This window comes from Nonomuraea sp. NPDC049784 (assembly GCF_040659615.1).
In the GTDB taxonomy this organism is placed as follows: Bacteria; Actinomycetota; Actinomycetes; order Streptosporangiales; family Streptosporangiaceae; genus Nonomuraea.
Genome location: NZ_JBFAMX010000055.1, coordinates 22,657 through 34,165 on the forward strand (window position 1 = coordinate 22,657; position 11,509 = coordinate 34,165).

Sequence of the window (11,509 nt, forward strand, 5' to 3'; positions counted from 1 at the left end):
GTACGATCGTAGTAAACGGCGAGGAGGTCTCATGAGGATCGTGGTGGTCGGCGCCGGGCTGGGAGGAGTGGCGGCCGCGGTGGGGCTGCATCGCCTGGGCCACGAGGTGACACTCTTCGAACGGGGGGCCGAGCTCCGGGAAGCGGGCACCGGGATCGTGGTCATGCCCAACGGGCTCCGCGCGCTGGACGCGCTGGGGCTGGCTGAAGACGTTCGCGGGCACGTCATGCATGCGACCCGCGCGGGGTTGCGGGACTGGCGCGGACGGCCGCTGCTGATCACCGATCCGATCCAGGCACAGCAGGAGGTCGGGACGCCCGCCATCATCGACCGAGCGGAACTGCACCGGGCACTACGCGCCCCGCTGCCCCCCGACCTGGTGCGAACCGCGACCCCGGTCGAGCGCCTGGAGCCCGACCCCACCGAGGTGACCGTGATCAGCGACGGAAACCCCGTCGCGAGAGCGGACGCTGTGATCGCGGCCGACGGCATCGCCAGCAAGCTGCGCGCACAGCTCTTTCCCGGCCACCCCGGGCTGCGGCGGACCGGCCGGATGGACCTGCGCGGCATGCTGCCCCGTCCTCCCGGCCTGGCACCGGACCTGCTCGCCAGCCAGTTGGTCGACCGCCGCAGTGGGGCGATGTTCGGCCTGTTCCCCGTCGGTGAGGACCGCCTGTACTGGTTCACCGACTCCGTCCTGCACGGCACGCCGCCCGGCGCGGACGAGGCCCGCCGGCAGATGTTGTCCCTGATGGCCGACTGGCACCCCCTCGTCACAGCACTGATCGAGGCCACCCCACCCGCCGACATCTACGTCGACCCGATCGCCCGCCTGGCCGAACCCCTGCCCTCGTTCGCGGCCGGCAGGATCGCGCTCCTCGGCGACGCCGCGCACGCCATGCCACCCGACCTCGGCCAGGGCGCCAGCCAGGCCTTCGAAGACGCGGCCGTACTAACCCGCCACCTGACCAATGCCGAGCCGTCGGACGTCGCCCAGCGGCTCCTGCGCTACGACGCCGAGCGCAGGCCCAGCGCCAACCGCATCATGCAGGCGGCGTCCCGGCAATCGCGGCTGACCTCCCAGACCGGCATCGCCGCGTGGCTGCGCGACATGTTGCTACGCGCCATACCGTCCCGACTGGCCACCCGGCAGCTTGCCGCCCTCTGGCACGCCTAGTGCAGCGGCGTGAAAGTAGTGGCCTTGCTCAAGGTCGGCGATCAGGCCGGAGTGGACCGGCTGGCCGGCCGCGACGGCTACCAGCTCTCCGGATTCCACGCCGGAAGCCCGGAAGAGGCGCTGGACCGCGCCTGCGGCCTGGCAGCAAGTCCTCAAGGACTAACGCGGCGCTGCACCAGTGCTGGGGGACCGGTCGATGGATTGCCAACGCACCTGTCCATGAGACGTCAGCTCCGACGCTTCACCCGGGAGCGGGGACTTCAGTATGAAATAGTGCGCTGTCTCCATATTGCGCTCAAGGATCCTTATGACCGTCATGCTGTCCGTAGAAGCCACTGTGTCCGCGTCGGCATTGTGTCTTCGACCGTGGCGCGCTGAGGATGCGGTGGCTCTCGTGACGGCTCATCGTGATCCACTCCTGCGTCGCTGGTTGACCACTTCCCTGGTCAGCGAGGCAGACGCCCGTCGATGGATCGATGATCAGAACGAAGGGTGGGCGGCCGGCGTCCGATTCAGCTTCGCCATTCTGGAGTGCGGCGGCGACACGAGTGATGCCGGCCATCCAGTCGGCCACGTTGTGGTCAAGGGAGACGTCGATCCCAACAGTGCCTCGGCAGAGGTGGGTTACTGGACATCGGCTGAGGCCCGAGGCCGAGGAATCGCTCCCCGCGCCCTTGAGGCCGTGTCGCGGTGGGCGCTGGGCTCGCAGCGCGTGATGCCTCTGGCCCGCCTCGACCTGCTTCATGCCTCGGCCAACCATGGCTCCTGCCGCGTGGCAGAGAAATGCCGATACGTCCTGTGCTCCGTACTTCCAGCCCAGCTCCCCGTCTTCCCAACCGAGGGGCACCTGCACGTGCGGACGAACGCCACCAATGATTCTTGATCACTGGCAAACAGCACGTTCCCGCTCTGCCTGACTACCGGACGCAGGAGCGTCATCCAGCTTCTAGAGCATGCTCAACTCATGAGCTGCATGGTCGGGCATCTTTAGCCGTGTGGTGATCGGGGTTGCGTCCGAGGGGCGCGGGGACCCGACTTGCGCGAAGCGTCACCCCATGCGGAGGACCGTGCGGTTGGGCCGGGGTCAGCCGCGGTCGTCGTAGCCGGGGTCGACGGTTTCCGGGGAGAGGCCCAGGAGGGTGGCCACCTGTTCCACCACCGTGTCGTGGACCATGGCGCCCAGGGTGTCCCGGTCTCTTGCCCTGGCCTCCAGCGGCCGCCTGTACACCACGATCGACGCCGGTTTCTGGCCGCTTGCCGCGTCCGCGCGGCCGAACGGGATCGGGTCCGAGCTCAGACTGGGCCCGTCGCCCAGCTCGCTGAGCGGTGGGACCTCCTCCACCGCGAACTCCACGGCCGACAGCTGGCGCTCCCAGCGGGGGCGTAGCCGGTCCACCGCGTCCAGCACGAGATCGTCGAAGCGTTCGCTGCGGGACTTGGCCATGGGCACGTGGGAGGGGGCGAGCGGGCCGCGGAGGCCGCGACCGTGGCGATCGCGCCGTCTGGGACCGCGCTTCTGAGTCACGACAGCAAGTCTAAGGGTCTCGGCCGGTGGCTCTGGGGAGTGGTGTCATCCCGAAATGCATGTTTCCGCGTTGCAGCGGTCGTCTGTGACGGGGTCGCAAGGAGGTGGATTGCGGGCAGTGGAGATGATGTGGAACGTATGCCCGGAATAGGGCTCGCGCGCCGTGCCGAGGAGACGTGATCGCCCGTTGATTTCGGGGTTTCCGGGTCTGGAGTCTTCGGGGCATGTGGGTGGAAAGGCTGCGACAGGTGTCCGAATTGTGGCGACACGCTCGTTAAGAGCGCTCAGATAGTGGCGCCTCGCACTCTTACCAGATACGGTCCCTCCGTGAGCCCCGTCCGCCGCTGTTCCCGCACCGCCTGCAGTCAGCCTGCCGTCTTCACGCTCACGTACGTATACGCCGACTCGACCGCTGTTCTCGGCCCTCTGGCGACGTACGCGGAGCCACACTGTTACGACCTGTGCGCCGAACACGCCGAGCGGTTGACCGCTCCCCGCGGCTGGGAGGTGGTACGGCTGCCCACGGACGGTGCCTCCCCGAGTTCCGACGATCTCGAGGCGCTGGCCAACGCGGTCAGAGAGGCCGCGCGGCCCACGCCGTCCGGTGGCGGTGAGCCGGTCGGTCAGGGCGTCGAAGTCGGCCGCAGGGGCCATCTGCGCGTTCTGCGGTCGGCCCAGCAGCACCGCGACCGGTAGGCCGCGCGACTCCAGGCGTGCCTCGGTCGTCACGCGACTGAGGCCGGACACGTGCCGCTGATCAGAGAGCGATCCCGGCCGGCACGCCCCTGCCCTCCCGCGATGATGGGAAACGTTCGGGGACCCTATGTCCTGCCCAGGATCGCTAAGCTGACGAAAGACGCTCGATGAGCACGGAGAAACGACCTAGGGGCGGAGCTGGAGAGTGGGCGACCTCGCCAAGATCTTCAAAGCGTACGACGTTCGCGGGGTGGTGCCCGATGAGCTCGACGAGCCGACCGCCGAGGCCGTAGGGGCGGCCTTCGTCGAAGTCACGGGGGCCGAGTCCGTCGTCGTCGCGCACGACATGCGCGAGTCGTCCGTGCCGCTGGCCGACGCGTTCATCCGGGGCGCCCGTTCGCGAGACGCCGATGTGGTGCACGCGGGGCTCGGCTCCACCGATCTCCTCTACTACGCCAGCGGGAGCCTTGGGCTGCCCGGCGTGATGTTCACCGCCAGCCACAACCCCGCGCGCTACAACGGCATGAAGATGTGCCGGTCCGGTGCCGTCCCGATCGGCGGCGACACGGGGTTGCGCGAGATCCGCGACAGGGCCGCCGAGCTGGTGGGGGTCGCCGCCACGCCCAGCGGGTCGTTGATCGAGAAGGATCTGCTGCAGGGCTACGCCGACCACCTGCGCACGCTCGTCGACCTCACGCGCATCAGGCCGCTCAAGGTCGTCGTGGACGCGGGCAACGGCATGGGCGGACACACTGTGCCCGCCGTGTTCGAGGGCCTGCCGATCGAGCTGACCCCGCTCTACTTCGAGCTGGACGGCGACTTCCCCAACCACGAGGCCAACCCCATCGAGCCACAGAACCTCGTCGACCTCCAGCGGGCCGTGGTCGAGAGCGGGGCCGACATCGGGCTGGCGTTCGACGGCGACGCCGACCGGTGCTGGGTGATCGACGAGCGTGGAGAGTCGGTTTCCCCGTCGGCTGTCACGGCACTGGTCGCGGCGCGGGAGCTGGCCAAATATCCGGGGGCGACGATCATTCACAATCTGATCACGTCGCTCGCGGTTCCCGAGATCGTGCGCGAGCACGGCGGCGTGCCCGTGCGTACGCGGGTCGGGCACTCGTTCATCAAGGCCGAGATGGCCCGGACGGGAGCCGTCTTCGGCGGCGAGCACTCGGCTCACTACTACTTCCGTGACTTCTGGTTCGCGGACTCCGGCATGCTGGCGGCGCTGCACGTGCTGGCCGCGCTCGGCGAGCAGGAGCGGCCGCTGTCGGAGGTGCTGGAGGTCTACTCCCGCTATCACGCCTCGGGCGAGCTCAACAGCGCCGTGGCGGACCAGGGCGACGCGTTGCGCCGCGTGCGGGAGGCGTTCACCGGACGGGGAGAGTTCGACGAGCTCGACGGGCTGACCGTGACCGGGCCCGGCTGGTGGTTCAACCTCCGGGCCTCCAACACCGAGCCGCTGCTCAGGCTGAACGCCGAGGCGGCCGACGAGACCGAGATGAAGGCGATCAGGGACGAGGTCCTCGCCATCGTGGGAAGGGTGTCAGAGTGAAGATCGACGACTGGCTGCTGGAGATCCTGGCCTGTCCGGCGTGCAAGGCTCCTCTGCGTGCCGAGACCGAGACCGAGGAGCTGGCCTGCACGGGCTGCGGCCTGATCTATCCGGTACGGGATGACATTCCCGTCCTGCTCGTCGACGAGGCCAGGAAGCCGTGACCTGGGAGCCCGAGCGGCTCGACGACCAGCGTCACCTCAGCGAGGCCGATCCGGGCGGGATGCTGCCGGCGGTCGCCGCGTCAGCGGCCCACGTACGCACCGGCTACCGCACCGCCGTCGAGGCCGAGGTCGTCGGTCGCCTGACCGGCCACGGGCGCCCTCGTGCCATCGTGGTCGCGGGCGTGGGCGGCTCGGCCATCGCGGGCGACATCCTCGCGGCGGTCGTCGGCAACGGCGCGCCGCTGCCGATCGTGCCGCTGCGCTCCTACCAGCTCCCCGGCTGGGTGGGCGCCACCGACCTGGTCATCGCCGTCTCCGGCTCCGGTGCGGCCGAGGAGACGCTGTCCGTCGCCACCCAGGCCGTGCGGCGCGGCTGCACGCTGCTCGGCGTGGGCGCTCCGGGCTCCCCGCTTGAGGCCATCGCCACCCAGGCGTCGGCGACGTACGTCCCGGTGCCGATCACCGGCCAGTCCAGGGCGAACCTCTGGCTGCTGGCCATGCCCCTCATCGTGGCCGCGGCAGGGCTGCGGCTCGTCCAGGCCGACGCCGAGCTGTTCGAACGGGTGGCCAAGACGCTGGAGGACATGGCACACCGGTGCAGGCCGTCCAGCGAGTCGTTCATCAACCCGGGCAAGTCGCTGGCCATGGACCTGGCCGAGAGCGTGCCGATGATCTGGGGGTCGTCGGCCGCGGCGGCGGTGGCGGCGTACCGGCTGGCCTGCCAGCTCAACACGAACGCGAAATATCCCGCCATCTACGGCGAGCTGCCCGAGGTCGACCACAACCAGATCTCGGCCTTCGAGGGGCCGCTGGCCGAGCGCGACATCTTCGCCGACACGGCCGGGCGCACGCTCAGGCTCGTCGTGCTGCGCGACGTCGATGAACACCCTCAGGTGGCGCGGCGCCGCGAGGCGTCGATACGGGTCGCGAACGAGCGCGACGTGCCGGTGACGGAGCTCACGGCAGAGGGCGTGCACCCGCTGGAACGGGTGGCCACGCTGATCGCGCTCGGCGACTACGCGAGCACGTACCTGGCGCTGGGATACGCCATCGATCCGACCCCCGTGTCGGCGATCACTGAGCTGAAGGCCAGAATTTCGCAATAGGATCCCTTTTCAGGCCTTTGTACGTGATCTTTATGACTGGAGAAGATCGGTGAGCGCGAGCGGCGGAACGAAAGCGATCATTGCGGCGTTGTCCGCGAACCTGGCAATCGCCGTGTGCAAATTCGTGGCCGCCTTCTTCACAGGGTCCTCCTCGATGCTGGCGGAGGGCATCCACTCGGTGGCCGACTCGGGCAACCAGGTGCTGCTGCTGATCGGCGGCAAGCGGGCGGCCAGGGCCAGCACCAAGGAGCATCCCTTCGGCTACGGCCGCGAACGTTACTTCTACGCCTTCGTGGTGGCCGTGGTGCTGTTCACGATCGGCGCGGCGTTCTCGATTTACGAGGGTGTCCACAAGATCTCCGAACCGCAGGCGGTGGAGTCGCCGATCTGGGCGTTCGCGGTGCTGATCTTCGCGATCATCGCCGAGGGGTTCTCGTTCCGTACGGCGATCAAGGAGTCGAACGGGCTACGCGGCAAGCAGTCGTGGGTGGCCTTCGTCCGCCGGTCCAAGTCGCCCGAGCTGCCGGTCATCCTGCTTGAGGACCTCGGCGCGCTGCTCGGTCTGATCTTCGCGCTCTTCGGCGTGGCGATGGCGGTCATCACCGGCGACGGCGTCTGGGACGGCATCGGCACCCTGATGATCGGCGTGCTGCTGGCCGCGATCGCGATCGTGCTGGCCATGGAGACCAAGTCGCTGCTCGTCGGCGAGGGCGCCACGCCCGAGATGGAGGCGCGGATCCGGACCGCCCTGGAGAGCACGCCCGAGGTGGCCAGGATCATCCACATGCGCACGCTGCACCTGGGGCCGGAGGAGCTGCTGGTGGCGGCGAAGATCGCAGTGGCTCGCGACGACACGGCCGCCGAGGTCGCACATGGCATCGACGAGGCCGAGCGCCGCATCCGCGACGCCGTGCCGATCGCCCGCGTCATCTACCTGGAGCCCGACCTGGACCGTCTCCGCGCCACCCCGTCCGGCTCGCCCTCCGAGGCCACCTCGAGCTGAGCCGTTCACTCAAGGACCCCGCCGAAGTACGGGGGGCGGGGTCATGAGGTGAGCCGGGCCGGACGCAGCCCGGGAAGGCGCAGACGAAGCCAATGGGAGCCGCCCAGGGTGATGAACGCCTCGGCCTGCAGCGCCGAGACCCCGATGCGCGGCAGGTCGCGGGCGTTCGGATAGACCACGAAGCGGGGCTCCCAGATCGGCCGGAACTTGGCGTTGAACCGATAAAGCGACTCGATCTGGAACCAGTGCGACAGAAAGATCAGCAGCGCCCGCCACGCGCGCAGCACCGGGCCGGCCCCGAGGCGCTCCCCGCGGGCCAGGACCGCGCGGAACATGGCGAAGTTCAGCGAGACCTGCCTGATGCCCAGGGCGGGCGCAGCCTGGAGGGTCTTGGCGATCAGCAGTTCGTTGAGCCCGGGCTCGGCGTCGCGGTCGCGCCGCATGAGGTCGAGTGAGATGCCGTGCGGTCCCCACGGCACGAAGTGCAGCACGGCGCTGAGCTCGCCGTCCTTGTGGGCGGTGCACACCAGGCAGTCGCCGTCCACAGGGTCGCCGAAGCGGCCGAGCGCCATGGAGTAGCCGCGTTCGGTCTGGGTGCCGCGCCAGGAGTCGGCGGCCTGCCGGATGCGCTCCCTCTCCTCCTCGGTCAGGTCGGCGGTGCGGCGCACGCGGCAGGTGTAGCCGGCCCGCTCGGTCCTGTTGACCATCTGCCGGACATTACGCATCGCGCGGCCCTCCAGCGTGAAGTCGGCGACGTCGATCACGGCCTCGTCGCCGATCTCCAGCGCGGACATCCTGGCCTCACGGGTCCACACCTCGCCGCCGGTCTCGCCGCAGCCGATGACGGCGGGCACCCAGGCGTGCCGCCTGGCCTCGTTCATGAACACCTTGATCGCCGCGGGCCAGGCCTCGCGGTCGCCGATGGGGTCGCCGCTGGCCAGCATGACCCCGGACACCACCCGGTAGGCGATGGCGGCCTTCCCCGAGGGGGAGAACAGCACGCTCTTGTCCCGCCGCAGCGCGAAGTAGCCGAGCGAGTCGCGTTCGCCGTGCTGGGCGAGCAGGCCGCGCAGGCGCCGCTCGTCGTCCTCGGTGAGCTCCGCGACCGGGCGTTCAGGGCGCAGGGCCAGGTAGAGCGTGGTGACGGCGGTGAGCGTTCCGAGCGCCAGCAGAGAGAAGTAGACCAGGTCGGAGACCCGCTCGACGGTGAACGTGACCGGTCCCTCGATTCCCACAAGGCCCAGGTAGACGTGTTCGAGGCGGTCGAGCACGCTCGGATGGCCCGCGAGCACATGGGGCCGGGCACTGATGATCGCATAGCCGAGGCCCGTGTCGATGGCGCCGAGCACGAGCAGGTTGCCCAGGGCCCGCCAGCGCGAGCGCGGATCCGAGAGCGCGGAGAACTCGCGCCTGCCCACCACCAGCACGGCCAGCAGGGCGAGGCTGATCACGGCCGAGGTGGGGCGCAGGTGGACGAAGCTCATGACGGCGCTCACCGGCAGCAGGACCACGACCGCGCGCCAGGCCCGCACCTTCCCCCGGCGCAGCGCGTGCGCGATCATCACCAGCATGATGCCGACGACCAGTGAGGATGCCCTGGCGACGGTCGAGACGATGCCGGGCAAGAGGTCGGACCACTCGCCCATCCTGGTGTGCTCGAAATGGGGGAACACGGCCTTGCCGATGTCCAGAAGGCCGATCGCCAACGACGCGTAACCGGCGACGGCAGGGATCCAGGAACGCTTCACAACTCGCATTGAAGACCCCGCGTGGTAATCAGCGTGTTAACTCTGTGCTTACGCGCAGGCATGTATTCCATACCTCATGGGACTCACCTCAATCGGGTTGCTGGTCACGACGGCGGTGCTCGCGGTGGTGGCGCTGGTGGCGACGGTGTGGCTCTGGCCGAGGCTGAGCGCGAGGAGCTGGCGGGCCGTGCTGGGCCGGGTGGGCTTGCTGGCCGCCTGCCAGGTGCTCACGCTGGCCGCCCTGGGGCTGGCGACGAACTCGTACTTCGGCTTCTACAGCTCCTGGAGCGACCTGCTGGGCACCGACACGGCGACGGCGCCGATCACGATCGCCGCCACGGGGCTGCAGGTGCTCAGCAGCCGCCCGGTGCCGGGCGGGCGGATCGAGCAGGTGATCATGCCGGGCCAGTCCACGCGCTTGAGTGAGGAGGCGTACGTGTTCCTGCCATCGGCGTATCTGGAGCACAAGACGGAGCACTTCCCGGCGATCATCGCCCTCACCGGCTACCCGGGCGACCCCCGCAACCTCATGACCCGGCTCGACCTGCCGGGGCGGATGGCGAAGGCGATCGCCGAGGGCCAGGTCAAGCCCACGATCCTGGTCATGATGCGGCCCAGCGTGGTGCTGCCGCGCGACACCGAGTGCGTGGATGTGCCGCGAGGGCCGCAGGTGCAGTCGTACTTCGCGAACGATGTCAAACAGGACGTGATCGCTCACTACCGGGTGGCCTCGGGACGGGACTCGTGGGGGATCCTGGGCGGCTCGACCGGCGGCTACTGCGCACTCAAGATCGTCATGAGCCATCCCGAGCAGTTCTCCGCGGCGGTCTCGCTGTCGGGTTACTTCAAGACGATCATCGACCGCACCACTGGTGACCTGTTCCAGCGGGACAAGTCGGTCGAGCAGCGCAACGACCTCATGTGGCGGCTGGCGAACCTGCCCGCGCCTCCCGTGAACGTGCTCGTCACCAGCAGCAAGAAGGGCGAGAGCGACTACCCCGCGACAGTGCGGTTCCTGGGCGCGGTGAAGCCGCCGATGCGGGCGTCGTCGCTGTTCCTGCCCAGCGGCGGCCACAACTTCAACACCTGGAACCGGGAGCTCCCGCAGGCCCTGCCCTGGCTGGCCCAGCAGCTCGCCACCCCGGCCGCCTGAGCGGGGTCGGCCAGAGGGTTTCCCGCGCGGAGTGGGGTCCTCTACGGGTGGCCGCGCATGGGGGGTGGGGGCACGCTGGTGGACGTGGGATCAAGCCGCTCGAGAGGAGCGAGGGCCCGTAAGGGGCTGAGGCGTCAGCGGCCGGGCGGGCGGAGCAGGCGAAGCGCCTTCTCCTTCTCGAAGTCCAGTGCCCGGCGGGGCACCTGGATGCGCCCGATCCGAACCCCGAGGTCCCGCACGGCCGCCGCCACCGTGGGCTCGGTCAGCGCCCGCAGCGCGAACGCCAGCTCGGCCGGCGAGACGTCGAACCGCTTCTCCAGCTCCACCCCTTGCGCCACCGCGGCCAGCTCCTCTGGACCGAACCGCCGGTGCGCCCCCTGCTCCCGCACCGGTGGCAGCAGACCAAGTGCCTCCCGGTATCGGAGCATTCGCGGGGACATGCCGAGCCGCTTGGCGGCCTCTGTGATGCGCATCCTTACATTCTTGCGTCAGCTTTGTGCGCCTAAAGATGCGACCCCACCAAAGGGCCGCCTAAACTCGTTGCCGACAAACCATCCGCGTCGCGAGGGGAACCCCGATGGACTTCAAGGTCGCAGACCTTTCACTGGCCGACTTCGGCCGCAAGGAGATCCGGCTCGCCGAGCACGAGATGCCCGGCCTCATGGCGATCCGAAAGGAGTACGCGGCCTCACAGCCCCTTCGCGGTGCGAGGATCATGGGCTCCCTTCACATGACGATCCAGACGGCCGTCCTCATTGAGACGCTGATCGCCCTCGGCGCCGAGGTCCGCTGGGTCAGCTGCAACATCTTCTCCACTCAGGACCACGCCGCCGCCGCGGTGGTCGTCGGCCCCGACGGCACCCCTGAGGACCCGCAGGGCGTGCCGGTGTTCGCCTGGAAGGGCGAGACGCTGGAGGAGTACTGGTGGTGCACCGAGCAGGCCCTCACGTGGCCTGACGGCAGCACCCCCAACATGATCCTCGACGACGGCGGCGACGCCACGCTGCTGGTGCACAAGGGCGCCGAGTACGAGAAGGCGGGCGCCGTGCCGCCGGCCACCGCTGAGGACCCCGAGGAGTGGCACGTCATCATCGACCTGCTCACCCGCACGGTCGGCGCCGACAAGAAGTGGACCGCGATCGCCGAGAGCATCAAGGGCGTCACCGAGGAGACCACGACCGGCGTGCACCGCCTCTACGAGATGCACAAGAACGGCCAGCTCCTCTTCCCGGCCATCAACGTCAACGACTCGGTCACCAAGTCGAAGTTCGACAACAAGTACGGCTGCCGCCACTCCGTCATCGACGGCCTCAACCGCGCCACCGACGTGCTGATCGGCGGCAAGGTGGCCGTGGTCTGCGGCTACGGCGACGTCGGCAAGG

12 protein-coding genes are annotated in these 11,509 nt (G+C 69.2%); 9 read left to right on the forward strand and 3 right to left on the reverse strand.

Features of this window, described 5'->3' with window-relative positions; translation table 11 throughout:
• Window positions 1-31: 31 nt before the first annotated feature.
• Window positions 32-1,177, forward strand: a complete 1,146-nt coding sequence (locus tag AB0J09_RS15165; RefSeq protein WP_360690199.1) for an FAD-dependent monooxygenase — start codon at window positions 32-34, stop codon at window positions 1,175-1,177.
• Between the two features lie 307 nt (window positions 1,178-1,484).
• The gene (locus AB0J09_RS15170; RefSeq protein WP_360690201.1) at window positions 1,485-2,060 is read left to right on the forward strand and encodes a GNAT family N-acetyltransferase; all 576 of its coding nucleotides are present in this window, start codon (window positions 1,485-1,487) and stop codon (window positions 2,058-2,060) included.
• Window positions 2,061-2,261: 201 nt separating this feature from the next.
• Here AB0J09_RS15170 and AB0J09_RS15175 read toward each other — a convergent pair whose 3' ends face one another.
• A complete protein-coding gene (locus tag AB0J09_RS15175; protein WP_360690203.1) occupies window positions 2,262-2,702 on the reverse strand; it encodes a metallopeptidase family protein in 441 nt (146 codons plus the stop codon).
• A 327-nt stretch (window positions 2,703-3,029) separates the two neighbouring features.
• Between AB0J09_RS15175 and AB0J09_RS15180 the strand changes: the two genes are divergently transcribed.
• From AB0J09_RS15180 to AB0J09_RS15200, 5 genes are all read left to right on the forward strand, one after another.
• Window positions 3,030-3,398 (forward strand): DUF3499 domain-containing protein, encoded by a 369-nt coding sequence (locus tag AB0J09_RS15180; RefSeq protein ID WP_106236645.1) that lies wholly within the window; start codon window positions 3,030-3,032, stop codon window positions 3,396-3,398.
• A gap of 205 nt (window positions 3,399-3,603) precedes the next feature.
• On the forward strand, window positions 3,604-4,953 hold the full coding sequence (locus tag AB0J09_RS15185; RefSeq protein ID WP_360690206.1) for a phosphomannomutase/phosphoglucomutase: 1,350 nt from the start codon (window positions 3,604-3,606) through the stop codon (window positions 4,951-4,953).
• On the forward strand, window positions 4,950-5,117 hold the full coding sequence (locus tag AB0J09_RS15190) for a Trm112 family protein (RefSeq protein ID WP_360690208.1): 168 nt from the start codon (window positions 4,950-4,952) through the stop codon (window positions 5,115-5,117). The genes AB0J09_RS15185 and AB0J09_RS15190 overlap by 4 nt, the downstream gene beginning before the upstream one ends.
• Window positions 5,114-6,223 (forward strand): SIS domain-containing protein, encoded by a 1,110-nt coding sequence (locus AB0J09_RS15195; protein WP_360690210.1) that lies wholly within the window; start codon window positions 5,114-5,116, stop codon window positions 6,221-6,223. Before AB0J09_RS15190 ends, AB0J09_RS15195 begins: the two co-directional genes overlap by 4 nt.
• Before the next feature lie 49 nt (window positions 6,224-6,272).
• Window positions 6,273-7,226, forward strand: a complete 954-nt coding sequence (locus tag AB0J09_RS15200) for a cation diffusion facilitator family transporter (protein ID WP_360690212.1) — start codon at window positions 6,273-6,275, stop codon at window positions 7,224-7,226.
• 41 nt (window positions 7,227-7,267) lie between these two features.
• Here the strand turns inward: AB0J09_RS15200 and AB0J09_RS15205 are convergent, their stop codons facing one another.
• Complete coding sequence (locus AB0J09_RS15205) at window positions 7,268-8,974, reverse strand: phosphatidylglycerol lysyltransferase domain-containing protein (protein WP_360690214.1); 1,707 nt, start codon at window positions 8,972-8,974, stop codon at window positions 7,268-7,270.
• A gap of 76 nt (window positions 8,975-9,050) precedes the next feature.
• Here AB0J09_RS15205 and AB0J09_RS15210 point away from each other — a divergent pair, with 76 nt between their 5' ends.
• Window positions 9,051-10,127 carry an alpha/beta hydrolase-fold protein gene (locus AB0J09_RS15210; protein WP_360690216.1) on the forward strand — a complete coding sequence of 359 codons (1,077 nt, stop codon included), beginning with the start codon at window positions 9,051-9,053 and terminating at the stop codon, window positions 10,125-10,127.
• 134 nt (window positions 10,128-10,261) lie between these two features.
• Here the strand turns inward: AB0J09_RS15210 and AB0J09_RS15215 are convergent, their stop codons facing one another.
• On the reverse strand, window positions 10,262-10,600 hold the full coding sequence (locus AB0J09_RS15215) for a MerR family DNA-binding transcriptional regulator (protein ID WP_360690218.1): 339 nt from the start codon (window positions 10,598-10,600) through the stop codon (window positions 10,262-10,264).
• Between the two features lie 104 nt (window positions 10,601-10,704).
• Here AB0J09_RS15215 and AB0J09_RS15220 point away from each other — a divergent pair.
• On the forward strand, window positions 10,705-11,509 hold an 805-nt coding region (locus AB0J09_RS15220; protein ID WP_360690220.1), incomplete at its 3' end, for an adenosylhomocysteinase.

Bases quoted from the DNA above. Each gene is read 5' to 3' on its own strand.
- AB0J09_RS15165 (WP_360690199.1), top strand. From the start codon at position 32: ATGAGGATCGTGGTGGTCGGCGCCGGGCTGGGAGGAGTGGCGGCCGCG.
- AB0J09_RS15170 (WP_360690201.1), top strand. From the start codon at position 1,485: ATGACCGTCATGCTGTCCGTAGAAGCCACTGTGTCCGCGTCGGCATTG.
- AB0J09_RS15210 (WP_360690216.1), top strand. From the start codon at position 9,051: ATGGGACTCACCTCAATCGGGTTGCTGGTCACGACGGCGGTGCTCGCG.
- AB0J09_RS15215 (WP_360690218.1), bottom strand. From the start codon at position 10,600: ATGCGCATCACAGAGGCCGCCAAGCGGCTCGGCATGTCCCCGCGAATG.